General features: G+C 63.5%; 24 protein-coding genes, 1 tRNA gene and 1 pseudogene. 16 read left to right on the top strand and 10 right to left on the bottom strand.

The annotated features are described in order from the left end of the window. Positions 1–83: 83 nt before the first annotated feature. The 8 genes from FJW06_RS07020 (at position 84) to FJW06_RS06985 (ending at position 8,521) form a co-directional block, all read left to right on the top strand. Positions 84–974: a DUF2182 domain-containing protein gene (locus tag FJW06_RS07020; protein WP_140750013.1), complete on the top strand. Its 891-nt coding sequence runs from the start codon at positions 84–86 to the stop codon at positions 972–974. A 12-nt stretch (positions 975–986) separates the two neighbouring features. Next, a complete protein-coding gene (locus tag FJW06_RS07015) occupies positions 987–1,601 on the top strand; it encodes a DUF1326 domain-containing protein (protein ID WP_140750010.1) in 615 nt (204 codons plus the stop codon). Further along, positions 1,598–2,416 carry a phosphatidylcholine synthase gene (pcsA, locus tag FJW06_RS07010; protein ID WP_181178176.1) on the top strand — a complete coding sequence of 273 codons (819 nt, stop codon included), beginning with the start codon at positions 1,598–1,600 and terminating at the stop codon, positions 2,414–2,416. Before FJW06_RS07015 ends, pcsA begins: the two co-directional genes overlap by 4 nt. A 132-nt stretch (positions 2,417–2,548) precedes the next feature. Next, entirely contained in the window at positions 2,549–3,526 is a 978-nt protein-coding gene (locus tag FJW06_RS07005) for a quinone oxidoreductase (RefSeq protein WP_140750007.1), read from the top strand. Positions 3,527–3,780: 254 nt separating this feature from the next. Next, complete coding sequence (locus FJW06_RS07000) at positions 3,781–5,358, top strand: ABC transporter ATP-binding protein (RefSeq protein WP_181178175.1); 1,578 nt, start codon at positions 3,781–3,783, stop codon at positions 5,356–5,358. Further along, positions 5,355–6,482 carry an ABC transporter permease gene (locus tag FJW06_RS06995; protein ID WP_140750001.1) on the top strand — a complete coding sequence of 376 codons (1,128 nt, stop codon included), beginning with the start codon at positions 5,355–5,357 and terminating at the stop codon, positions 6,480–6,482. Before FJW06_RS07000 ends, FJW06_RS06995 begins: the two co-directional genes overlap by 4 nt. Beyond that, entirely contained in the window at positions 6,482–7,402 is a 921-nt protein-coding gene (locus FJW06_RS06990) for an ABC transporter permease (protein WP_140749998.1), read from the top strand. The genes FJW06_RS06995 and FJW06_RS06990 overlap by 1 nt, the downstream gene beginning before the upstream one ends. A 51-nt stretch (positions 7,403–7,453) precedes the next feature. Continuing rightward, on the top strand, positions 7,454–8,521 hold the full coding sequence (locus FJW06_RS06985; protein WP_140749995.1) for a BMP family ABC transporter substrate-binding protein: 1,068 nt from the start codon (positions 7,454–7,456) through the stop codon (positions 8,519–8,521). A gap of 84 nt (positions 8,522–8,605) precedes the next feature. Here FJW06_RS06985 and rimO read toward each other — a convergent pair whose 3' ends face one another. From rimO to FJW06_RS06965, 4 genes are all read right to left on the bottom strand, one after another. Beyond that, positions 8,606–9,919, bottom strand: a complete 1,314-nt coding sequence (rimO, locus tag FJW06_RS06980; RefSeq protein WP_140749992.1) for a 30S ribosomal protein S12 methylthiotransferase RimO — start codon at positions 9,917–9,919, stop codon at positions 8,606–8,608. Between the two features lie 178 nt (positions 9,920–10,097). Beyond that, positions 10,098–10,784, bottom strand: a complete 687-nt coding sequence (locus FJW06_RS06975; RefSeq protein ID WP_140749989.1) for a TerC family protein — start codon at positions 10,782–10,784, stop codon at positions 10,098–10,100. A 262-nt stretch (positions 10,785–11,046) separates the two neighbouring features. After that, the gene (locus tag FJW06_RS06970) at positions 11,047–11,454 is read right to left on the bottom strand and encodes a DUF930 domain-containing protein (RefSeq protein ID WP_181178174.1); all 408 of its coding nucleotides are present in this window, start codon (positions 11,452–11,454) and stop codon (positions 11,047–11,049) included. A 172-nt stretch (positions 11,455–11,626) separates the two neighbouring features. After that, positions 11,627–11,716 (bottom strand) — tRNA-Ser (locus FJW06_RS06965). Positions 11,717–12,001: 285 nt separating this feature from the next. Between FJW06_RS06965 and FJW06_RS06960 the strand changes: the two genes are divergently transcribed. The 7 genes from FJW06_RS06960 (at position 12,002) to FJW06_RS06930 (ending at position 19,602) form a co-directional block, all read left to right on the top strand. Beyond that, positions 12,002–13,264, top strand: a complete 1,263-nt coding sequence (locus FJW06_RS06960; protein ID WP_140749986.1) for a septal ring lytic transglycosylase RlpA family protein — start codon at positions 12,002–12,004, stop codon at positions 13,262–13,264. A 114-nt stretch (positions 13,265–13,378) separates the two neighbouring features. Further along, a complete protein-coding gene (locus tag FJW06_RS06955) occupies positions 13,379–14,557 on the top strand; it encodes a D-alanyl-D-alanine carboxypeptidase family protein (protein WP_140749983.1) in 1,179 nt (392 codons plus the stop codon). 72 nt (positions 14,558–14,629) lie between these two features. Then, positions 14,630–15,304, top strand: a complete 675-nt coding sequence (gene tmk, locus FJW06_RS06950) for a dTMP kinase (protein WP_140749980.1) — start codon at positions 14,630–14,632, stop codon at positions 15,302–15,304. Further along, a complete protein-coding gene (locus tag FJW06_RS06945; protein WP_140749977.1) occupies positions 15,301–16,356 on the top strand; it encodes a DNA polymerase III subunit delta' in 1,056 nt (351 codons plus the stop codon). Before tmk ends, FJW06_RS06945 begins: the two co-directional genes overlap by 4 nt. Before the next feature lie 82 nt (positions 16,357–16,438). After that, positions 16,439–17,983, top strand: coding sequence for a methionine--tRNA ligase (metG, locus tag FJW06_RS06940; RefSeq protein WP_140749974.1), 1,545 nt, complete (start codon positions 16,439–16,441; stop codon positions 17,981–17,983). After that, positions 17,983–18,777: a TatD family hydrolase gene (locus tag FJW06_RS06935; protein WP_140749971.1), complete on the top strand. Its 795-nt coding sequence runs from the start codon at positions 17,983–17,985 to the stop codon at positions 18,775–18,777. Before metG ends, FJW06_RS06935 begins: the two co-directional genes overlap by 1 nt. 3 nt (positions 18,778–18,780) lie before the next feature. Then, positions 18,781–19,602 (top strand): MBL fold metallo-hydrolase, encoded by an 822-nt coding sequence (locus tag FJW06_RS06930; RefSeq protein WP_140749968.1) that lies wholly within the window; start codon positions 18,781–18,783, stop codon positions 19,600–19,602. 496 nt (positions 19,603–20,098) lie between these two features. On the opposite strand, the gene FJW06_RS06925 is transcribed toward FJW06_RS06930, so the two are convergent. Beyond that, positions 20,099–20,479 carry a hypothetical protein gene (locus FJW06_RS06925; RefSeq protein ID WP_140749965.1) on the bottom strand — a complete coding sequence of 127 codons (381 nt, stop codon included), beginning with the start codon at positions 20,477–20,479 and terminating at the stop codon, positions 20,099–20,101. A gap of 184 nt (positions 20,480–20,663) precedes the next feature. On the opposite strand from FJW06_RS06925, the pseudogene FJW06_RS30455 reads away from it, so the two are divergent. Then, positions 20,664–20,783 (top strand): annotated as a pseudogene (locus FJW06_RS30455) (agmatinase); the annotation flags it as partial. A gap of 18 nt (positions 20,784–20,801) precedes the next feature. Here the strand turns inward: FJW06_RS30455 and FJW06_RS06915 are convergent. The 5 genes from FJW06_RS06915 to FJW06_RS06895 form a co-directional block, all read right to left on the bottom strand. After that, entirely contained in the window at positions 20,802–21,212 is a 411-nt protein-coding gene (locus FJW06_RS06915; RefSeq protein WP_140749962.1) for a hypothetical protein, read from the bottom strand. Positions 21,213–21,215: 3 nt separating this feature from the next. After that, a complete protein-coding gene (locus FJW06_RS06910) occupies positions 21,216–22,091 on the bottom strand; it encodes an aldose 1-epimerase family protein (protein ID WP_140749959.1) in 876 nt (291 codons plus the stop codon). A 178-nt stretch (positions 22,092–22,269) separates the two neighbouring features. Next, complete coding sequence (locus tag FJW06_RS06905) at positions 22,270–22,986, bottom strand: Bax inhibitor-1/YccA family protein (RefSeq protein WP_140749956.1); 717 nt, start codon at positions 22,984–22,986, stop codon at positions 22,270–22,272. Positions 22,987–23,022: 36 nt separating this feature from the next. Continuing rightward, positions 23,023–23,796 carry an anti-sigma factor gene (locus tag FJW06_RS06900; RefSeq protein WP_140749953.1) on the bottom strand — a complete coding sequence of 258 codons (774 nt, stop codon included), beginning with the start codon at positions 23,794–23,796 and terminating at the stop codon, positions 23,023–23,025. After that, positions 23,793–24,314: a sigma-70 family RNA polymerase sigma factor gene (locus FJW06_RS06895; protein ID WP_246674553.1), complete on the bottom strand. Its 522-nt coding sequence runs from the start codon at positions 24,312–24,314 to the stop codon at positions 23,793–23,795. The genes FJW06_RS06900 and FJW06_RS06895 overlap by 4 nt, the downstream gene beginning before the upstream one ends. Between the last annotated feature and the right edge of the window lie 20 nt (positions 24,315–24,334).

The raw sequence follows: 24,334 nt of genomic DNA, 5'->3' as shown, positions 1-24,334 counted from the left end.
GAGGCGACCCGTTAGGCCTTTACCCGGATATAGGTCAGATCGGCCGGCTTGATCAACGCGGCGATTCAGCCCATTCGAGTGCCATGAACGGCGAGCAGCATGATTTCAGCCATCTCGACCGCGCCGGCCGCGCGGCGGCGGGCGTCGCGCGCAGCCCGCGTCTCGCGGTCATGCTGACGATCGGGATCGGCATCGCCTTTGCCTGGTTCCTCCTCGGCGCGATGGCGATCCGTGGGGCCGAAGGCCGCCCCGCCGGCGCGCCCGGCGACATGCTGCTGAAAAACCTGCCGAGCCTGCCTTTGCCGGATTTTCTCGACCGGTTCTTTGCTGTTTGCCTCGCGCCGGCGCCGCTTGCCGGCCCGACCGGCCTGCAAGGGCCGGCGCTTTTGCTGATGTGGTTCCTGATGGCTGTGGCGACCATGTTGCCTTCGGCGGCGCCGCTGATCCGCACCTATTGCGAGATCGCGGATACCGCGAGGATCAAGGGCGAGCCCGTCGTTCATCCGCTGGTGCTTGTCGCCGGTTACCTCGGCACGTGGCTTGCCGCATCCGCCGGCTTCACCGCGTTGACGCTCGCGGTCTACGCCCTTGCCGGCTCCGGCCGGATGCTCGATCCGGCCGTCGGCTTTGCCGGCGCCGCGGCGCTGCTCGTCGCCGGTCTCTATCAATTCAGCGGCCTCAAACAGGCATGCCTGGAAAAATGCCGCAACCCGTTCTCGATCCTGTTCGCCAACTGGAGCGCGAAACCGGGCCGCATTTTCCGACTTGGCCTGAAGCAGGGCGTCTGGTGCCTCGGTTGCTGCTGGGCGCTGATGCTGGTGATGTTTGCCGTAGGCGCCATGAACGTCTTCTGGATGGCGCTGATCGGCCTGTTCACCCTGATCGAAAAACAGACCACGGGCAGGGTGGCCAGCCGGGTTGCCGGTGCGATACTGCTTGTGTGGGCGGCGGCCCTGCTATTAGTTTCGGTGTGAGGGGAGAATTCGATGACCGACCAAAGCTGGGCAACGAAAGGGGAGTTGGTACTCTCCTGCAATTGCACGGTTTTCTGTCCCTGCGTGCTGTCGCTGGGCAGCCACCCGCCGACCGAGGGTTACTGCCAGACTTGGGCCGGCTTCCGCATCGACGCGGGGCACTTCGGCGAAGTCGACCTTTCCGGTCTCAATCTCGGCCTGATCATGGAAATTCCCGGTTACATGAGCCGCGGCAACTGGACGGCCGGCCTGTTCATCGACAAGCGCGCTTCAATCCATGCGGTGAAGGCGCTGACCAAGATATTCACCGGCAAGGCCGGCGGCACCACCTCGCTGCTCTCGATCCTCGTCGGGAAATTCCTCGGCGTCGAGCAGGTGCCGATTACCTACGAGACCCGCGACAAGACGCGCGTCTTCCAGATACCGAAAATCATCGACGGCGCGGTGACGCCGATCCCCGGCAAGGACCGCGAGAAGGATACGGTGATCACCAATTCCGAATATTGGATCGCGCCGGAGATCATCGTGGCGAAGTCCGACAAGAGCAAGATGCGCGCCTTCGGCCGCAACTGGAATTTCGCCGGCCGCTCGGCCGAAATCTGCAAGCTGGACTGGCGGGGACCGTGAGCAAGAACACAAGGGCCGGCAAGGCAGCCAAGAAGATCGCGCAACGCATCCCGTTGCCGAAGAAGAAGGTGACGTGGCCGCAGGCGCGCGCGTTTTCCGTGCATCTGCTCACTGCGTCGGGATCGTTCCTTGCCTTCCTGTCGCTGGTGGCGGCAAGCGAGGAGCGCTGGACGGCGATGTTCTGGTGGCTGGGGTTGGCGCTGTTCGTCGACGGTATCGACGGGCCAATCGCCAGAAAGCTCGAGGTGAAGGAAATCCTGCCGACATGGTCGGGCGAACTCCTCGACAACATCATCGACTACGTCACTTACGTGCTCATCCCGGCCTTCGCGCTCTACCAGCGCGGCTTCATGGGCGAGAACCTGTCCTTCCTGTCCGCGGCAATCATCGTCGTCTCCAGCGCGATCTACTATGCCGACACCGGCATGAAGACGAAGGAGAACTTCTTCAAGGGATTCCCGGTCGTCTGGAATATGGTGGTGTTCACGCTCTTCGTCATCGAGCCCGGGCAATGGGTGTCTTTCGCCGTGGTGGTGGTTGCCGGCATTTTGACTTTCCTGCCGATCAACTTCATCCACCCGGTGCGGGTGGTGCGACTCAGGTCGCTCAATCTCGGCATGATCCTTTTGTGGTGCGCCTTCGGCGCGCTGGCGCTGGCGCAGGCCGCGCTTGCCAGCTTCTACAACAAGATCGGCGTGCTGGGTGAGCAGGTCGGCGACTTCACCAAGATCGGCATCACCATCACCGGCCTCTATCTCGCCTGCATCGGGGGCGTCATGCAGATGTTCCCCAATCTGGGCGCCAAGAAGCCTTGATCCTGGATCAGGATATTTTTGGCCGAATGGTCATCCTGACCTAGCTATCTATCGGCGCGCGATCTTCCGAAAATCGGCTCTCCCTTTTCGGGGGTCATGCTCCAGTTCACGTACCCATCAGAGAGTTGAGCGATGTCCAAGGCAATCCGCATCCACGTCAATGGCGGCCCCGAAGTCCTGGCCTATGAAGATGCCGATCCCGGCCAGCCCGGAGAAGGCCAGATCCTGGTCCGGCATACGGCGATCGGCCTCAACTTCATCGACGTCTACTATCGCTCCGGGCTTTATCCGCCACCCGGCGGTCTTCCGCTGATCCCGGGCGGCGAGGCGGCGGGCGTGGTGCTGGCGCTCGGCACCGGCGTCGACTGGTTGAAGCCGGGCGACCGCATCGCCTATGCCGTCAATGTCGGGGCTTATGCCGAGCAACGGGTGATCGCAGCCGACCGCGTGGTCAAGGTGCCGGACGGCATCAGCGACGAGCAGGCGGCGGCGATGATGCTGAAGGGCATGACTGCGGAATATCTCTTGCGCCGCACCTTTCCGGTGAAAGCCGGCGATACGATCCTCTACCACGCGGCGGCCGGCGGCGTCGGCCTCATCCTCGGCCAATGGGCAAAGCATCTGGGCGCGACCGTGATCGGCACCGCGAGCTCCGCCGACAAGATCGAGCTTGCCCGGGCGCACGGCTTCGACCACGTCATCAACTACAAGGAACAGGATTTCGTCGCGGGCGTCGCGGCGCTTACCGGCGGGAAGAAATGCGACGTCGTTTACGATTCGGTCGGCGCCGACACGTTTCCGGCCTCGCTCGATTGCCTGCGGCCGTTGGGCATGTTCGTCAGCTTCGGCCAGTCATCCGGGCCGATCCCGCCTTTCTCGATGTCGCTCCTGGCACAGAAGGGCTCGATCTATGCGACTCGGCCGACGCTCTTCGTCTACAACGCCAGACGCGAGGATCTGGTGAAGTCGGCCGAAGCGCTGTTCGACGTGGTCAAGAGCAGCGCCGTCGAGATCAAGATCAACCAGCGCTATGCGCTGAAGGACGCCGCAAAGGCGCAAGCCGATCTCGAAGCCCGCAAGACGACGGGAACGACTATTCTCATTCCCTAGAGCGCTTTCACGGCTTCACGCTTCTGGGCATCATACCCTGGCCGGCTGCCTTGTTTTCAGCGACTTGCCGTGCCCGAAGGAATGGCTTGCCTGAAAAAGCGATGCGGATTTGCCGTTGTTCTCAAGAGGTCTATCTTAACCCTTGAGTTTCCGCTGAAATTCTTGAAGCTCTTTCAAGTTGGGTGCTGCTTTCCGATGGGAGCCGGCCGCGCATACCATGCTTTCGGGAACACAGAACATATCCGGGAAACCGGATGGGAGGCACTGTGAGTGCAAATCATGACAGGTCGAACCTGCTCGAGGTTCGTGGCCTTACCAAGATTTTCGGCACGCTGACGGCGTGCGATCACATCGATCTCAACATCGCGAAGGGCGAGATCCATGCGCTGCTCGGCGAGAACGGCGCCGGCAAGTCGACGCTGGTCAAGATGCTGTTCGGATCGCTCGAGCCGAACTCGGGCGAGATCTTCTGGGATGGCAGGGCGGTCAAGATCACCAGCCCGGGCGTGGCCAAAAAGCTCGGCATCGGCATGGTGTTCCAGCATTTCTCGCTGTTCGAGGCGCTGACGGCGGCCGAGAACATCGCGCTTTCTCTCAATGACGGTTCCCCGATCAGCACCATTGCGGCGAAGGCGAGGGCGCTGTCCTTCAGCTATGGCCTTCCGCTCGATCCGGATTCGCTGGTCGGAGACCTCTCCGTCGGCGAACGCCAGCGCATCGAGATCATCCGCTGTCTCCTGCAGACGCCGCAGCTCATCATCCTCGACGAGCCGACCTCGGTGCTGACGCCGCAGGAAGCCGACAAGCTGTTCGAGACGCTGGAGCGCCTGCGCTCGGAAGGCAAGTCGATCCTCTACATCTCGCACCGGCTGGAAGAGGTCAAACGCATCTGCGACCGTGCCACGGTGCTTCGCCACGGCAAGGTCGTCGGCCACTGCAATCCGCGCGAGGAGACGGCCGCATCGCTTGCCCGCATGATGGTCGGCAGCGAGGTGAAGGCGGTGGTGCGCGCGCCGGCCGAAGGCATCGAGACGGCGCCGGCCCTGCTGGAAATCCGCGGCCTCAGCCGCAAGCCGGCGACGCCCTTCGCCATCCCGCTCAAGAACATCAACCTCAAGGTGCGTGTCGGTGAAGTGATCGGCATCGCCGGCGTTGCCGGCAACGGCCAGGGCGAGTTCTTCGAATCCATCTCCGGCGAAGTGCTGCAGCAGGATGCCGGTTCCGTGCGCATCCGCGGCAAGGACGCCGGTGGCCTGTCGATCACTGGCCGGCGGCTGATGGGAGCCGCCTTCGTGCCGGAAGAGCGCCTCGGCCATGGCGCCGCGCCGCGCATGAAGCTTTCTGAAAACCTGCTTCTGTCCCGCCATGCCACCGACGGCAAGGCCTTCGTGGGTTCGGGCGGCATGGTCAGGAACGGCGCGGTTTACAGCGCCGCCCAGCGCATCATCAAAGCCATGGACGTGCGCAAGAGTGCGCCCGATCCGGAGGCCGCCGCACTGTCGGGCGGCAATCTGCAGAAATTCATCGTCGGCCGCGAGCTCGACCGCAAGCCGAGCGTCATGGTCGTCAACCAGCCGACCTGGGGCGTCGACGCAGGTGCCGCCGCTCACATTCGCCAGGCCTTGATCGAGCTCGCCCGCAGCGGCTCCGCTGTCCTGGTCATCAGCCAGGACCTCGACGAATTGTTCGAATTGTCGGACGGTATCGCCGTCATGCACAACGGGGAACTGTCGACACCGCTGCCAATCGCCGAGGCGACTTTCGAGAAGATCGGCCTGTTGATGGGCGGCGCCGAGCCCGGCCACGCCGAACACAGCTTGGAGGTCGCATGATGCGCATCGAACTCGTCAAACGCCCGCAGCGCTCGGCGCTGTTCTCGATACTGTCGCCCTTCATCGCCTTCGCGCTGACGATCATCGCCGGCGCCATCATGTTCGCCTTGCTCGGCGTCAATCCGCTCAATGCCTTCGAGATTTATTTCGTCGAGCCGATCAGCCAGGTCTGGCAGTTGCACGAGCTGGCGATCAAGGCGGCGCCGCTGATCCTGATCGCGGTCGGCCTGTCGGTCTGCTACAAAGCCAACATCTGGAACATCGGCGCCGAAGGCCAGTTCATTTTCGGCGCAATCTTCGGCTCCATCATCCCGGTGCTGTTCCCGCAATTCGAAGGCCCGCTGGTGATCCCGCTGATGCTCCTGCTCGGCATGGTCGGCGGCGCCCTTTACGCATCGATCCCGGCGTTTTTGAAGACGCGCTTCAGCACCAATGAGATCCTGACCAGCCTGATGCTGGTCTATGTCGCGCAGCTTTTCCTCGACTGGCTGGTGCGCGGCCCGTGGCGCGATCCGCAGGGCCATGGCTTTCCGCAGACCATCCAGTTCGGCGATTCGGCGGTACTGCCGGAGCTGATGCCGGATGCCGGCCGCGCCAATTGGGGCTTCGTCTTCGCCCTGGTGGCCGCCGTAGCGATCTGGCTGATGATGAGCCGGACGCTGAAAGGTTTCGAGGTGCGCGTGCTGGGCTCCAGCCCGAGGGCAGGGCGCTTTGCCGGCTTCGGCTTCAACCGGATGGTTTTCTTCACCTTCCTTCTCTCAGGCGCGCTGGCGGGTCTGGCGGGCATCTCCGAGGTCTCCGGCGCCATCGGCCAGTTGCAGCCGGTGATCTCGCCCGGCTACGGCTTCACCGCCATCATCGTCGCCTTCCTTGGCCGCCTCAATCCGCTGGGCATCGTCGCCGCGGGCCTGGTACTGGCGCTGACCTATCTCGGCGGCGAAGCGGTGCAGAGCGCGCTCGGCATTTCCGACAAGGTGGCGCGCGTGTTCCAGGGCATGCTCCTGTTCTTCGTGCTCGGCTGCGACACGCTCATCCACTACCGCATTCGCCTGATCGGCATGGCGCTGGTGAAGCCGAACGGCGCAAAGCTCGAAGCAGCGCCGAAGCTCGAGGAGGCCCGCTGATGGACATCACCGTCAACATCCTTTTGACCATCGCGACCGCGGCGACGCCACTTCTGATCGCTGCGATCGGCGAGCTGGTGGTCGAGCGTTCCGGCGTGCTCAATCTCGGGGTCGAGGGCATGATGATCATGGGCGCCGTCGGCGGCTTCGGCGCCGGCTACCTCACCGGATCGCCGTGGATCGGCTTGCTTGCCGCAATCATCGTCGGCGCGCTGTTCTCGCTGCTGTTCGCCGTCATGACGTTGTCGCTCGCGACCAACCAGGTGGCGACCGGCCTGTCGCTGACGCTGCTCGGCCTCGGCCTCTCCGGCATGATCGGCACCACCTTCGTCGGCCAACCGGGCGTTAGGCTGCCCAACCTCGACATTCCGGGCATCAGCTCGATCCCGGTCGTCGGCAAGCTGATCTTCGGCCAGGATCCGGTGTTCTATATCTCGATCGCGCTGACAGCGGCGGTGATGTGGTTCCTGTTCAGGACGCGCACGGGGCTTACGCTGCGCTCGATCGGCGACAGCCATACGTCAGCGCACGCGCTCGGCATCAAGGTCATCCGCTACCGCTATCTCGCCGTGATCTTCGGCGGCGCCTGCGCCGGCCTTGCCGGCGGGCACCTGTCACTGGTCTATACGCCGCAATGGGTGGAGAACATGAGTGCGGGCCGCGGCTGGATCGCGCTGGCGCTGGTGGTGTTCGCCTCCTGGCGCCCGTGGCGGGTGCTGGCCGGCGCCTATATCTTCGGCGCGGTATGGATCGGCCAGCTTCATGCACAGGCATTTGGCATTCCGGTGCCTTCGCAGTTTCTTTCTTCGCTGCCCTATCTGGCAACCATCGTGGTTCTCGTTCTAATCTCCCGCAACAAGCGGCTGACGATGATGAACACGCCGGCTTCGTTGGGGCAGCCATTCGTTCCGGATCGTTGACAACAACAAAAAGACGGGAAGCTCCAAGGCTTAACTCAGAGAGGTAACACAATGAAAAAACTGCTTATTGCGTTGATGACCACGGCCGCGGCCCTGTCGCTGGCGGCAACCGCCGAAGCCGCCGACAAGCTGAAGGCCTGCTGGGTCTATACGGGTCCGATCGGCGATTTCGGCTACTCCTACCAGCACGACCAGGGCCGCCTCGAGGTCGAGAAGGCGCTCGGCGACAAGGTCGAGACCGCCTATCTCGAGAACGTCTCGGAAGGCCCGGACGCCGACCGCGCTTTCGAGCGCCTGGCGCGCGAGAACTGCAAGATCATCTTCGGCACCTCATTCGGTTTCATGGATGCCGAGGTGAAGGTGGCCAAGAAGTTTCCCAAGGTGATGTTCGAGCATGCCACCGGCTTCAAGACCGGCGACAATCTCGGCATCTACAACGCCCGCTTCTATGAAGGCCGCTACGTGCTCGGCCAGATCGCGGCCAAGGAATCGAAGAAGGGCCTCGCCGGCTACATCGTCTCCTTCCCGATCCCAGAAGTGGTGATGGGCATCAACTCCTTCATGCTCGGCGCGCAGTCGATCAATCCCGACTTCAAGGTGAAGATCGTTTGGGTTAATTCCTGGTTCGACCCGGGCAAGGAGGCCGACGCCGCCAAGGCACTGTTCGACCAGGGCGCCGACATCATCGTGCAGCACACCGATTCCACCGCCGCGCTGCAGGTCGCCGAGGAGCGCAAGCTACACGGTTTCGGCCAGTCGTCCGACATGATCAAGTTCGCGCCGCACGCGCAACTGACCTCGCTAACCGACGAATGGGGCCCGTATTACATCAGCCGCGTGCAGGCGGCGCTCGACGGCACCTGGAAACCGGACAATGTGTGGCTGGGCATCAAGGACGGCGCGGTCAAGCTCGCGCCCTACACCAACATGCCCGACGACGTGAAGGCGATGGCCGAGGCAACCGAGAAGAAGATCGCTGGCGGCTGGAATCCCTTCACCGGACCGGTGTCCAAGCAGGATGGCTCGCCCTGGCTGAAGGACGGCGAGGTCGCCGACGACGGCACGCTGCTCGGCATGAATTTCTACGTCAAGGGCATCGACGACAAGCTGCCGCAATAAGGCGGGCAAGTCGCAAAATCAGAAATGAAAAGGGCGCCGCGCGGCGCCCTTTTCATTTGGCGTTCCCTTCGCGGTCGAAAACGATCAGACGGCCGATCCATAAAGGTCATAAGCGTCCGCGCGGTCGATCTTGACGGTGACGATCTCGCCGGCGCGCAGCGGCCGCCGCGACTGGATATGCACCGAGCCGTCGATCTCCGGCGCGTCGTATTTGGTGCGGCCTTTGCCGGATGTACCATGCGCCTCGTCGACCAGCACGGGCAGGCGCTTGCCGACTTTCTTGGCCAACTGCGCGGCTGAGATCTTCTGCTGGCGCTGCATGAAGCGGTGCCAGCGCGCTTCCTTGATCTCCTGCGGCACCTGTTCCAGCCCGAGGTCGTTGGAGCGTGCGCCCTTGACCGGCTCGTATTTGAAGCAGCCGGCGCGGTCGATTTTCGCCTCGTCCAGCCAGTCGAGCAGCATCTGGAAATCGTCCTCCGTCTCGCCGGGGAAACCGACGATGAAGGTCGAGCGAATGGCGAGGTCCGGGCAGACCTCGCGCCAGCTACGGATGCGGTCCAGCGTCTTTTCGCCATGCGCGGGACGGCGCATGTTCTTCAACACCTGTGGCGAGGCATGCTGGAAGGGAATGTCGAGATAGGGAAGGATCTTTCCCTCCGCCATCAGCGGAATGACGTCGGCGACATGCGGGTAGGGGTACACATAATGCATGCGTATCCAGATGCCGAGTTTGCCGAGCTCCTCGGCCAGGTCGAGGAATTTCGCCCGCACCTCGCGGTCGCCGAACATCGACGTCTGGTACTTGATGTCGATGCCGTAGGCGCTGGTGTCCTGCGAGATGACGAGAATCTCCTTGACGCCGGCCTTGGCGAGCTTTTCGGCTTCGCGCAGCACGTCCGCGGCCGGGCGGGAGACGAGATCGCCGCGCAGCGCCGGGATGATGCAGAAGGTGCAGCGGTTGTTGCAGCCCTCGGAAATCTTCAGATAGGCGTAATGGCGCGGCGTAAGCTTCACGCCCTGCGGCGGCAGCAGATCGACATAGGGATCGTGGCTGGGCGGAGCCGCCTCGTGGACCGCCGCCATCACGCTCTCATAGGCCTGCGGGCCGGTGATTGCCAGCACATTGGGATGTTTTTCGCGGATGACCTCCGGCTCGGCGCCGAGGCAGCCGGTGACGATGACGCGGCCGTTCTCGGAAAGGGCGGAGCCGATGGCGTTGAGCGACTCGTCGCGAGCGGAATCGAGAAAGCCGCAGGTGTTGACGACGACGAGGTCGGCGCCGTCATGCTTGCGCGCGATCTCGTAGCCTTCGGCGCGAAGCCGCGTGATGATGCGCTCGGAATCGACGAGCGCCTTCGGGCATCCAAGACTGACGAAACTGACGCGTGGGGCGGACATAGATTTTGTTTTCCAAGAGGTGAGGGCGAGATCGAGGACTGAGCCTTTGGCTCTGAAGATCGATCTACGGCGGGCTTTGAGCCATTTTCGCGCGGCGCAATAGCACGCTTCGGCCCGGATGCAAACCTGGCAGCCGGCCAGGACAAGAGTGGCTCGGCAACCTATCCCTTAACCAGCCTCAGTGGCCGTCTGGCCCGAACCATGGTGCCAGGAAGGCAAAATGGTCGGGAAACTGCTGCACGGCGCCTCCGAGCAGCATGTTGATCGCCACGTACAAGATGATCAGCAGGCCGATATAGGCGATCCAGCGATACCGGTGCAGGAGGCGTGCGACAAAGGAAGCGGCAAAACCCATCAAGGCGATCGAAAGGGCCAGCCCGATGATCAGCACGGTCGGATGCTTCATGGCCGCGCCGGCGACCGCGAGCACGTTGTCGAGCGACATCGAGACGTCGGCGATGACGATCTGCCAGGCAGCCTGCGAGAAGGTTTTGCGCGGCGCCGCGCCGGCGATCCTGCTGTCCTTGTTGTAGTCGCCGTTGGACAGCGCCTCGGTCGCGTCGCGCTCATCCTCATGGCTGACGCGCAGCTCGCGCCACATTTTCCAGCACACCCACAGAAGCAGAAGCCCGCCGGCGATGAGCAGCATGGGGCCGATGCTCAGTAGCCATTGCGTGATCAGGGCAAAGATTATGCGCAGGACAGTGGCTGCCGCGATGCCGACAAGGATGGCGCGCTTGCGCTGATCGGCGGGAAGGCCGGCCGCGGCGAGGCCGATCACAATCGCGTTGTCGCCGGCAAGCGCGAGATCGATTGCGACGACCTGGAGGAGAGCTGAAAGGCCTGCGGCAGTGAATATTTCCATCGACTAGAAATCCTTGCCTGAAATGAGCCTAGCCTTTGCCCAGACGGGCCTAAAGGCATGGTCCATCGGCGTCAAGACGCAGGGTCGGGCATCGCCGGAAAACACGCCACCGGCGCAAGCCCTCAAGGATTTCGTGGTTGCCGGCAAGGGCAAGGTCGAAACCAAAGCATGTCTCGCGAAAGTGGGAACCGGTTTCGGGACGAAGACATGCGTAAATCAAAAAATAAACGCATGGAGCGAATCTGAAAGATCGCGACGCGCTTTAGTCGTAGAGGTTATATTTGGCCCAGTCGGCTTCCGGGATTTCGTCGCCGATCTTGTAGCGGAACTGCAGCACCTGCATGTGGTCCGGCGCGGTCAGGCATTTGAACTTCAGCCGGTACCACTGGCCCTTGCTGCGGAAGGCGGCGCCCGAGCTCTTGATGGCATCGGCGCTCATCTGCGGCGTGGCGAAGGCGTAGGCGACGACGCGGTCGGCCTTGTAGTTGCGATCGTCGTGACTGATCCGGTCGAGCACTTCGGCGTCACAGCGCTGCTCGAGACGAGTCTGCGGATCGAGTTTCATCAGGCCGGCGCGCAACGCATTGTCCATCGCCTTGGCCGGCCAGACCAGCGTCAGCGACGCCAGAACCATCAGGCAGAGCTTTTTCATGGGCGCGAGAAGCAGCATATTTTGTCTGAGAAATCAAATGAACGCTGCTTCACCAACCGTTGACCTCATGCTGGAGGGCCGTGAAGAACTGTGGCGGCAATGTCGCCTTCTCGCGCTGAAGCCTGAAGGGAATCCCGCTTCACCCGAAGGATCGCGCCGGTCCTGCGAAGCTCGAAGAGCGAATGCGGTTTGGCGGAGGGAGTGGGATTCGAACCCACGGTGAACTTGCGCCCACGCCGGTTTTCAAGACCGGTGCCTTAAACCGCTCGGCCATCCCTCCATCGTGATCTTCACGAGGCGCTTCGTCCTGCCGATCGCAAAGCCATGTCGGCACGAACGCAAGCGCTCATGCTCTAGTGCGCGGTGCAAAGATCTGTCAATCGCCATGTCGCCGTCCGATCATAGCCCGGCCGTATGCCTCGCCATAATCTCGCCCTGTTGCGGCCATAGTCGATTAACATCGTGATAAGCAATTCCTGTGCAAAAGGGATTGGGGATCAAGGTGTTGACCCAACGGGGCGACTTTGGCTCCGTCAGATGCAGCACGGTAGGGGACATCGAAAACATGCAGACTCCGGCGCGCCCGCGTCTTCGTCGCGCTTCTGCTTTCGCCCTGTGCGCCCTTTCGGGCCTGCTTTTGGCTGCCTGCGCCTCACAACCTGAGCCGAAGGGGATGGTCTACAAGAAGGCCCGCTCCAAGGAATATTTCGCCGAATCCGAATATGGCGTGAAGGCGAGCCCGCGCGTCCAGCTCATGCGGCGCGGCGGCGGCCGCGACCAGCTTGGCAAGCCCTACCAGGTGCGCGGCAAGTGGTACTTTCCCAAGGAAGAGAAGAACTACGCCAAGGTAGGACTGGCCTCATGGTATGGCGATGCGTTTCATGGCCGTCTGACCGCCAATGGCGAAGTCTATGACATGACGCATCTGACGGCGGCGCATCCGACGATGCCGCTGCCGAGCTATGCCCGCGTCACCAATCTGGAGACCGGCAGTTCGGTGATCGTGCGCGTCAACGATCGCGGCCCCTATCACGAAGGCCGCATCATCGACGTCTCCGAACGCGCGGCGCAGATGCTCGACTACGACAAGGTCGGCACCGCCAGGGTCAAAGTCGAATATGTCGGCCGCGCGCCGCTCGATGGCGACGACGACCAGTATCTGGTAGCCTCCTACCATCCCGGCAAGAACCGGCCGGATCCGTCGGACGGCCTGCCGACCGGCGTGATGGTGGCCATGAACGGCCCGTCGCCGAGCCTGTCGGTAGGCGCGCCGCCGGCCGCCGTGCCTTTCCCCGGCCAGTTGACCAATTCGGACCAGGCCTCTGCCGCGCAGCCGGGTCTGTCGGATGAAGCCACCGTTCAGCCGGCAGCCTTCCCGGTGCAGGGTACCAGCGATGTCGCGCTGCCCGATTTCGGACCGATCGTGCCGGAACGGCCGGATTTCGGTCTTCCCGCGAACTCGCCTTTCGCCATGGCTTCGCTGTCCTACGCGGATGAACGGATAAAGCGCGCCGATGTCTTTGCCGCGCTCGATGACGGCGGCATGTCGCCGGCCGATATCCTTCGGTCGTGGAAGAAATCGGGCCACCAGGAACAGGCGCCCGCGTCCGACTATGTCGCCGCCGGTTCCTTCGACGAAGCCGCGAAGGCAAAGCGCGTCGCCGCCGCGCTAAAGCCGTTCGGCCGCACCGAAATCCAGCGCACCGAGCTCGACGGCAATGACTGGTATGCGGTCAACGTCTATCCGGACGGCCATGGCAGCATCGACGACCTGCTTCAGGCAGCTTGGTCGCATGGCGCGCCGGACGCGCTGGCTGTGCGTAACTGAGCAAATTCGCACTGCACGTTGATCCGGCCGAAAAAACCCTGCTAGCTTGGCTATGGGTAGTCTTTGCACAAATCCGGGCGACTCTCCGGTTTGTTCAGATTGGGTCGCCATTTCATGCAACTGCGCATTCTTCCGCCTTTCGCCAGCCTTCTGGGATTGGTGCTGGTGCTGCTTTGCGCCGCTCCGGCGAACGCGCAGCTTTTCGAGACCAAGGCGGCGCAGGCGTTCATGATCGATGCCGACACCGGCACGGTGCTCTTCGCCAAGGACCCCGACAAGCCGATCCCGCCGGCCTCGATGGCCAAGCTGATGACGATGGAGGTGGTCTTCAACGCCCTCAAGGCGAAGCGGATCACCCTCGACGACACGTTCCTCGTCAGCGAAAACGCCTGGCGTACGGGCGGCGCGCCGTCCGGAACCTCGACCATGTTCGCCAAGCTCAAATCCGAGGTCCGCGTCGAGGATCTGATCCAGGGCGTCACCGTGCAGGCGGCCAATGACGGCTGCATCGTGCTGGCCGAGGGCATGGCTGGCTCGGAAGCGAATTTCGCCGCGCAGATGACCGATCGTGCCCGTCAACTCGGCCTCTCGAAATCGACCTTCGTCAATTCCACCGGCCTGCCGGCGGACGGGCAGCAGACGACGGTGCGGGAACTGACGATGCTGGCGCTGCATCTGTGGCGCGACTATCCGGAATTCTTCCACTATTACGGCCAGCCGGACTTCACCTGGAACAAGATATCGCAGAAGAACCGCAACCCGCTGATCGCCATGGGCATCGAGGCAGACGGCTTCGTGGCAGGCGCCAGCGAGCAGGCGGGATTCGGCCTGGTCGGCACCGTCAGCCACAACGGCATACGCGTGATCGCCGCCCTCAGCGGACTGGCGAACGACCGCGAACGCTCCGAAGAGGCGCGCAAGCTGCTCGAGTGGGGCTCGCGGTCATTCCAGAAGACCGAGATCTTCGCCAAGGACGAGGTGGTCGGGGAGGCGCAGGTTTTCGGCGGCGCCAAATCCGACCTGGCCTTGAAAGCCAAAGGCCCAGTGGACATCTTTCTGCCGATAGCCAACCGCGACAAGCTGACCGCGAGGATCGTCTACCGGGGTCCGGTGTCGGCGCCTGTCGAGGAAGGGCAACCGGTCGGAGAATTGCGCGTTTGGATAGGCGATACGCTGAGCCAGCAGACGCCGCTCTACGCCGCCGAGTCGGTGAAAGTAGGCACGCTGCCGCAGCGTGCGCTCGACTCGGCCAAGGAACTCGCTGTCGGCTGGCTGCGCCAGAAACATTTGTGATCGGGCAAGTTCGTGGACCTTTTGCCGGACGGGAGCTATGACAGCGGCCAGCGCGAGCAAAGGCAGTCTCGATTGGCGAGCGGATTTTTCATCACCTTCGAGGGCGGCGAAGGAGCAGGCAAGTCGACACAGATCGAGCGGCTGGCACGGCGCATGCGCGCCAAGAAGTACGAGGTGCTGGTCAGCCGCGAACCGGGCGGATCGCCGGGCGCCGAGGCCGTAAGACATGTGCTTCTGTCCGGGGCGGCCGAACCGTTCGGCCCGAAGATGGAGGCGATCCTGTTCGCCGCCGCGCGCTCCGACCATGTCGAGCAGGTCATCCGGCCGGCGGTTGATCGCGGTTCGATCGTGCTGTGCGACCGTTTCATCGATTCCTCGCGCGTCTACCAGGGCGTCACCGGCGGGCTCGATGCCGATTTCATGAAGGCGCTGGAGGCGGTGGCCATCAACGGCATGATGCCCGACATGACGCTGATCTTCGACATCGATCCCGCTGAAGGCCTGCAGCGGGCCGCCGCACGGCGCGGCGCCGGTGACGCCGCCGATCGCTTCGAGAAGGAGACCCTGGCCATCCACCGGCGACGGCGCGAGGCGTTCCTGGCCATCGCCGCGGCCGAACCGGAGCGATGCGTCGTCATCGACGCCTCCGCCGATCCCGATACAGTGGAGAATGTCGTCACCGCCGCCGTCTTCACTGCGCTGGAAGAGCGGATGCCGACGCAAAGGATCGAGACGGCGTCGGCATGATCTTCGAGCGCATCGCCCCCCAACAGCACGACACGCTGGACGGCGTGCCCGAACCCGCCGAAACGCCGCGGCTGATCGGCCACGCGTCCGCGGCAGGAATGCTTGCCAGCGCCTACCGCGCCGGCAAGCTGCCGCATGCGCTGATTTTCGCCGGGCCGCAGGGCATCGGCAAGGCGACGCTCGCGTTCCACATCGCGCACCATCTTCTGAAAAATCCGGATTTCAAGAGGGCGCCCGAAACGCTCGCCGTTCCCGACCCGGCTTCCTCGCTGTTTCGCCAGATTGCCACCGGGGCGCATCCGGGGGTGCTGCATCTCACCCGCCCGGCCAACGACAAGACCAAGAGCTTCAAGACGGTGCTGACCGTCGACGAAATCCGCAAGGTCAGCCGCTTCCTGTCGATGACCTCGCATGACGGCAGCTACCGCGTCGTCATCGTCGATCCGGCCGACGACATGAACACCAGCGCGGCCAACGCCTTGCTCAAGAATCTCGAAGAGCCGCCGGCGCGCACTTTGTTCATTCTCGTCGTGCATGCGCCAGGCAGCCTGTTGCCGACGATCCGGTCGCGCTGCCAAGTGGTGCGCCTGGCGCCTTTGGCCGCCGACGAGCTGATGACGGTGCTCGAGAATGTCGAGCCGCCACCGCCGGACGATCCGGCCGCGCGCGCGGCGCTCGCCGAGCGGGCAGGGGGCAGCGCCCGCAACGCGATCCTGCTCACCCAATATGGCGGGCTGGAGATCGCCGGCGCGCTCGACACGCTGGTGGCAGCCGGCAAGCCGGACATCGCCGGGGCGCACCGCCTTGCCGAGGCTGTGGCGGGACGCGACCAGGCGATCCAGTTCGACATCTTCAACCACCGCGCGCTCGACCTGCTTTCGGCCGCAGCCAGCGAAGCGGCGTTGGCCGGCGATCTCGCCAGGGCCAAAACGCTGTCCGAGGCTTGGCAGGACGCACTGAACACGATATCTGAGGCTGAGACTTACAATCTCGACAAGAAGCAGCACGCCCTGACCATGATCGACCGCCTGAATTCTGCGATGCGAATGTGACGGCCCCTCGGGATGGCAATCGCCGTCCCGATGCGATATCCACCGCCACAACTCACATTCAGACATTCATGATGGTTCATTCATGTCACGCGACACATTCTACATCACCACCGCGATTTCCTACCCGAACGGCAAGCCGCATATAGGCCACGCCTATGAGTTGATCGCCACCGACGCGCTCGCCCGCTTCCAGCGGCTCGACGGCAAGGACGTGTTCTTCCTGACCGGCACCGATGAGCACGGCATCAAGATGCTCCAGACGGCGCGCAAGGAGGGCATCACGGCGCGCGAGCTTGCCGACCGCAACGCGGCCGAGTTCCGGCGCATGGCCATCGCGCTCAACGCGTCCAACAACGATTTCATTCGCACCACCGAGGAGCGGCATTACGCCTCCTCCCAGGCGATCTGGAAGGCGATGGCCGCCAATGGCGACATCTACAAGGGCGGCTATGCCGGCTGGTATTCGGTGCGCGACGAGGCCTATTACGGCGAGGAGGAGACCGAGGTCCGTGCCGACAATGTGCGCTACGGGCCGCAGGGAACGCCTGTCGAATGGGTCGAGGAGGAAAGCTATTTCTTCCGGCTTTCCACCTATCAGGACAAGCTCCTCGCGCTCTACGAGAGCCAGCCCGATTTCATCGGTCCGGCCGAGCGTCGCAACGAGGTGATGAGCTTCGTCAAATCGGGGCTGAAGGACCTGTCGATCTCGCGCACCACGTTCGACTGGGGCGTGCCGGTGCCGGGCGACGAGAAGCATGTGATGTATGTGTGGATCGACGCCTTGACCAATTACATCACCGGCGTCGGCTATCCTAATGAAAACGATGAGAAATGGCGGTTCTGGCCAGCCGATGCTCACATCATCGGCAAGGACATCGTCCGCTTCCATACGGTCTATTGGCCGGCGTTCCTGATGTCGGCGGGAATCCCGCTGCCGAAGCGCGTCTTCGCACACGGCTTTCTGTTCAACCGCGGCGAGAAGATGTCGAAGTCAGTCGGCAACGTCATCGACCCGTTCACGATGGTGGAGCATTACGGCGTCGACCAGGTGCGCTATTTCTTCCTGCGCGAGGTGCCGTTCGGCCAGGACGGCAACTACAGCCATGAGGCGATCGTAAACCGCACCAATGCCGATCTCGCCAACGGGCTCGGCAATCTGGCGCAGCGATCGCTGTCGATGATCGCCAAGAACTGCGGCGGCGCGGTGCCGAAGCGCGGCGAGCTGGCGGAGGCCGATACGGCTATCCTCGACCAGGCGATTGAAGCGCTAGCCGTTTCGCGCCGGGCTATGGCGGAGCAGGCGATCCATCAGGCGCTGGCGGCCATCTTCGGCGTGGTGGCGGAAGCGGACCGCTATTTCGCGTCCCAGGAGCCGTGGGCACTGCGCAAGACCGATCCGGAGCGCATGGAAACGGTGCTCTGGACAACGGCCGAGTTGGTCCGCCGGGTGACGGTGCTTTGCCAGCCCTTCGTCCCTGGATCGGCGGCCAAGCTGCTCGACCTGCTGGCGGTGTCCACGGACAAGCGTGCTTTCGAGCACGTCCATGCCGACCATGCGCTGGTGCCGGGCACCGCCTTGCCGGCGCCGGAGGGCGTGTTCCCGCGTTATGTCGAGCAGGGCGCCTGATGCTGGTCGACAGCCATTGCCATCTCGACTTTCCGGACTTTTCCGAGGAGCGGGCGGCTATCGTCGCCCGCGCCATCGCGGCCGGAATCGGCCGTATGGTCACGATCTCGACGCGCGTGAGGCGATTTCAACAGATCCTTGAAATCGCTGAGACTTTCGACGAGGTCTACTGCTCGGTCGGCACCCATCCGCATCAGGCGGCGGAAGAGCTCGACGTGACCGCCGACGAACTGGTGCGGCTTTCCGGCCATCCCAAGGTGGTGGCGATCGGCGAAGCCGGCCTCGACTATTTCTACGACCACGCGCCGCGCGACGCGCAGGCGCAAGGTTTTCGCACCCATATCGCGGCCGCGCGCCGGACCGGTCTGCCGCTGGTCATTCATGCGCGCAACGCCGATGAGGACATGGCGTCGATCCTCGAGGACGAAACAGGGAAGGGCGCCTTCCCCTTCATTTTGCACTGTTTTTCGTCCGGGCGCAGGCTGGCCGAAGTCGGTGTGGCGCTCGGCGGCTACGTCTCTTTCTCCGGCATCCTGACATTCAAGAATTCCGCCGAGTTGCGCGCCATCGCCGCCGACGTCCCGCGCGACCGGCTGTTGGTCGAGACCGACGCGCCTTACCTGGCGCCGATCCCGTATCGCGGCAAACGCAACGAACCGGCCTATGTGGCGAACACGGCGAAGGTTCTTGCCGAGACCATCGGCGTCAGCGAGGCTGAAATCGCCGATATCACCACCGGGAATTTCTTTCGGCTGTTCACCAAGATGCCGCGTCCGGACATGGCGGCGGGCTGAGGCATGGGCGACCGGCTGCGTTTCACTGTTCTTGGCTGCGGCTCGTCGCCCGGCACGCCGCGTATCACCGGCGACTGGGGTAATTGCGACCCCAAGAATCCGAAGAACCGGCGCATGCGCACGGCAGCCCTGGTCGAGCGGATTGCCGCCAATGGCGCGCGCACCACGGTCGTCATCGACACCGGGCCGGATTTCCGCGAGCAGATGCTGCTGGCCTCCGTCAAGCGCCTCGACGCGGTCGTCTACACGCATCCGCATGCCGACCACATTCATGGCATCGACGATCTGCGCGGCTATGTGCTCGAGCAACGCCGCCGTATCGACATCCATGCCGATGAGCCGACCATGCTGCGGCTGCGCCAGGCGTTCGGCTATTGCTTCGAGACGCCTCCCGGCAGCTCTTATCCGCCGATCGTCGAGGCTCACGTCATCGATCACGCGAGGCCGGTGGAGATCGAAGGCGAGGGGGGCGCCCTCACCCTCGAGCCGTTGCCGCAGTTCCATGGCGACATCATCTCGCTCGGCTTTCGCATCGGCGGGCTTGCCTATTGCCCCGATATCAGCGGCTTCCCGGACGCCACCGTCGAGCGTTTGGGCGGCCTCGATATGCTGGTGATCGACGCGTTGCAGTACAAGACCCATCCCAGCCACCTGTCGCTCGGCCAAGCGCTGGAGTGGATCGAAAGGCTGGCGCCCAAGAACGCCGTGCTGACGCATATGCACGTGCCGCTGGATTATGCCGCCGTGATGGCCGAGACCCCGGATCACGTGGCGCCGGCTTATGACGGCATGGTGATCGAAGTTCCTTACGAGTCAGAGCGATAGCGGCAACTGCTCGGTTGCTGTCGCAGCTCGCCATTCATGGGTTTGGCTGGTAGCCCGAATTCCGCGAAGCGCTGAAGCGAGCAGTCATCGAGTTTGCCGTCAGTGGCGGAAGCCCGGCAAATTCCAGGTCTACGCTTAATACGATAGTTCCATAATATATCTTATGCGACTTTTTGATATGGCAACGTAGATGCCTGTAGCGCGATGTCACACAGCCCTGCTCGAAAGTCATAGGAGCTGTTGTTCCTGACGATGTCGTCGCACAGATTCCGAGGGAAAGCTGGGAGGAAGACTGGCGCGCGATGCAGCGGCCCGGAAATATGGAGACGCAGCGCGCGCTCATCGCCGACTATGGCAAATACGCCGCTCGCTTCGACGAAATTGCCGACTGTCTCCAGCGTCGGCAGCCTCGTGCCCTGATGTTATGGGGTCGGCATGACACGTTCTTCGAACTGGCAGAGGCGCTGTCATCGCTGTCAGCATCGGAGCGCTGCCACTACGCTCCCTCGAAATAGCCGAGAACTCCGCTGAAGGAGGCTGCGACCGCAGCGAGATGGACGAGGACGAGCGCCAGCCATCGGCTGCTGCCGCCTGGAGCAGCGAACGCTCCATAGGCAGGAAACTGTGCCACAGCCAGCCCCACGGACAGGCTGGTGACGGTTTTGTCGGTCAACAGCGTCGCCAGCATGGGTATCGGATAGAGCGCGCGCGCCAACACCCAGTGACCATGCCCGGCTCCAGCGGAGAAGAGTGCCAGCAGCAGCGCGACAGGCGTCGCGCACAGGCCGAAAACAAGCCCTGCTTGCCATGAGAGCTTTGGCATCATACCTCCGGAAAGCGATGCGGCCTCGAATGCGGCCTCGAATACTATCGCCATTTGTTGCCTGAGACGCGAAATTGTCGCAAAACTCCAGGCCGAAGCAACCACCCTGCCGTCAGCCGCCATCGCCGCGGCGCAACAATGAAAGCACCCAGAAAATGACTGTCTCGGCTTCCTTTCTCGGCCTTCCCGATCGCCTCGCCGATGGGCGCGTGCCGCGAGCCGTAATCTTCGGCGCGGGATAGCGGGGTTCGACCTCGTCGAACTTTATCCTCCCACAGACATTGACGGCCTGTCCGCACTCATCGCCGCCCGGCTTCTCGTCAATGTGATCGGCGCCGTTGTCCGGCAGACCGGCTGAGATGCCGAGCGGGTGGGTCTAGAAAAAGCTGCTTAGAAACGCCGCTGTCGCGTCCGAGATGCCGACGATCTTGTTGGTCGCCTGGCGGTAGAATTTGAAATTTAGCTCGGTCTCCGGCCGGCTGTCCTGCCAATTCTTGAAGCGCTTGAGCTCATCGCGGCCTAACCGCTTCGTCGCCAAGGCGGTGCGGCGGATGGAAACGCTGACGCGCGGCGTTTGCCGTTCGAGATCGGGGCGCCTCGCGATCGGCTTGCTGGATGTCACGACGCCGCGCGCGACAAGCCCCTGCCCGCCTTCGTTCTCGCTGGCGAACACGAAGACGACGTCGCCTTCGGCAATGCGCTTGCCGCCATACATGGTCTTCTGGGCGGCGAAGACAAAGGTTTCCGCCTGCGTGTCCCCAATTTCGGCCTTGACGGCATATGCCATGCTTTACGGCTCCCTGCTGAGGCCGATCCGGTAGCTCAGCTCGCGGCGGCCGCCGGGCTCGATCAGCATGACACCAGGCTTGTCGGCGAACTCGCCGTCGAAATCGGCGGGACTGGCGATACCGTGCCATGGCTCGATGCACAGGAACGGCGCGCCGCCGGGCTTGGACCAGATGCCCAGCTCGTTGAACCCTTGCCACGACATCTCGATCGCCGGTCCGCGCGCCGCAGCGTAGCGCACGCTGGCGCCAGCCGGCCGATCAAGGATGACGGCGTCTTCGTCGAACAGTTTTTCGGAAAGTGGCAGCGTCTTTCCCTCGATGGGCGTCGGTTGCGTGGCCGGCAGCAGCAAGCCGTCTTTCAGGCGGCGTACCGGCGCCGGTTCGTTGTCGGCGAAAGTCAGCCGGTAGGCTTCCTTGGGCAATTCCGGCAGCAGCGGCCAGTTAAACGCTGGATGTGCGCCGATAGAGGCCGGCAATGGTTCGTCGCCGGTGTTGGTGATCTCGAACGTCACGCCGAGTTGCCGTGGCTTCAGCTCGTAGCCAATGGCCAGGCGAAAGGCGAAGGGGTAGTGCGTCCGCGTTTCGGCGTCATCCGTCAGGACCAATGAGCAAAAGGTTGGCCCCTGCTCCGCCCAGTCAAAGCGCCGGTCGCGGGCAAAGCCGTGCTGCGTCATCGGATAGGTTTGGCCGCGGTGCCGCAGGTGATCGCCTTTGAGCCGGCCGACGATCGGGAACAGGACCGGCGAATGACGGCGCCATACAGGTCCCGCCTGCCAGAGAAGCTCCGTGCCATCGCCATCGCGCAGCGAGACCAGCTCGGCCCCCTGCCCGACGATGGTTGCCGAGATGCCGTCAGCGTGAAGCGTCAACTGGTCCATTGCATCCTCGCGGCTGGCCGGTTTGGCCGGCAGGCTAGCAAAAGGCCACGCGTGAACTCAAGCGCGGCAGGCAGGTCGCACCTTGGTCGTGGGCGCCTTGGTGCGCAATCGACAAAAAATGGCCGGAGGTTTCCCTCCGGCCATGCTGAGGTCAGCAGTATTACCTGCTACGGTCCGGCTATTCGCGCTCACCGGTGAAATTCAAAAGCAGCTGGAAGATGTTGATCAAGTTCAGATAGAGCGAGAAGGCGCCGAAGACGGCGAGCTTTTGCTGTGATTCCGCATCGAAATTCTCCGCGTACTGCTCCTTGATGGTCTGCGTGTCCCAGGCGGTGAGGCCGACGAAGACGGCGATGCCGATCACCGAGATGGCGAATTGCAGCGCGGTCGAGCCGAGGAACAGGTTGACGAGGCTGGCGATCACCACGCCGATCAGGCCCATGATCAGGAAGGACGAGAACTGAGCCAGGTCACGCCTGGTCGTGTAGCCGTAAAGGCTGGTGGCGCCGAACATCGTGGCGGCGATGAAGAAGGTGCGCGCGATGCTGGTCGAGGTGAAGACCAGAAACACCGAGGCGAGCGACAGGCCCATGACAGCGCAGAAGGCCCAGAACATCGCCTGCGCGCCCGCGGCCGACATGGTCTGCATCTTGAAGGAGAAGATCATGACGAAGGCGAGCGGCGCCAGCATCACCACCCATTTCAGCGGACTGGAGAAGATCGGCACATAGAGTGCGGGCGTCGAGGCCACGAAGAAGGCAACGAGGCCGGTGACGACGAGGCCGAGGCCCATATAGTTGTAGACGCGCAGCATGTGCTTGCGCAGGCCCTCGTCATAGACGGCTCCGGACTGGACGCCGGTGCCCATTCGGTATCCCAGATTGGGGCTGTTCATTCGGTTTCTCCTTGGTTTCTCGGTAGAGCGTCGGTTTCAATAGAGCGTTCTGGCGAGTTTCTCGGCGGCACGGTCGAGACTGCCGGCGTCGCCGCGTCCGACCACCGCATAGGCGACCTCGCCGATCTGGAAATAGGCCGATGAGATGTCGTCGGCGGGCGCGAGCGTCGGCTTCACGACATCGAACGTGCCCGGCCTGATGGCGAACAGCGAGACGAGACCGAGGTCCCTTGTTTCGACCGCGATCTCGACGCTTGGCCCGAATTGCGAGGGGTACACCTGCACGTCGCGGATCTTCCAGTCGTCGGGCAGCGAAGGCATGACGATTGCTGTGGCGGCGCGGATTTCATCGGCATTGTAGCCCGGCGCTTCGCGCTGCGACGGCATCGTCTCGCGCACCAGGGTCGTGCGGTGCGCGCGGACCGCATCCTCGACATAGGCCGGCGGCTGCGTCGAGGCGACCACCTTGGTGACCCCGATCGGCCCGAAAATGCCATTGGCCAGCCAGCCCGCCGCGACCAACACGGCCGCGGCCGCGGCGCGCTGCAGCACCGCAAGGATAGGCCCCCTCGCAAGCACCCTTTCCAGCCGCCGTGCCGCTTCGGTCGTGGCCGGCCGCGCCATGCCGACGGGTCCGGCAAGCGCGACCCGCAGTTCGTCGCGCGTCCTCAAATCGGACATCACGCGCGCCGCCGCTTCCGGGCGTGCGGCAAGGTGCGCCTCGACCTCGATGCGGCGGGCGACATCCAGCTGGTCGTCGACATAGGCGTCGAGATCGGCATCGGTTACGGGGTCGAGAATGGTGGTCATTGATCGTCTCCCACGATCCTGAGATGAGGCTTGGTTTTCGGCGTCGCGCCCTCCTCCATCTCGCGCAGCGCGGCGCGCGCGCGGCCAATGCGCGACATCAGCGTTCCGAGCGGCACGCCGATGACTTCGGCGGCCTGCTGATAGGAAAGCCCTTCGATGGCGACGAGATGGAGCGCGGAGCGCTGTTCCTCCGGCAGTGAGAGAAACGCCTCCCGGACCTGCGACAGGCGTACCGAATGGTCCTGCGACGCCGGCACGCTTTGGTCGGCGACAAGGCCGGCCTGTTCTATGCGCACCGCCTCGGAGCGGCGCGAGCGCACGCGGTCGATGAAGATGTTGTGCACGATCGCCAGCAGCCAGGCGCGCAGATTGCCGCTTGACCGAAAGGTCGCGCGCCGCTCATAGGCGCGCACCAGTGCGTCGTGGACCAGATCCTCGGCCTCAGTGCCGTCGCGCGTCAGCGAGCGCGCGTAACGCCGCAGCGACCCCAATTGCCCGACAATATCGAAGCGTGCCATCGACCGTTTCATGCCCTGTT

Source organism: Mesorhizobium sp. B4-1-3, from assembly GCF_006439355.1.
Classification (GTDB): Bacteria; Pseudomonadota; Alphaproteobacteria; order Rhizobiales; family Rhizobiaceae; genus Mesorhizobium.
This window is presented reverse-complemented; position numbering and strand designations above follow the sequence as displayed.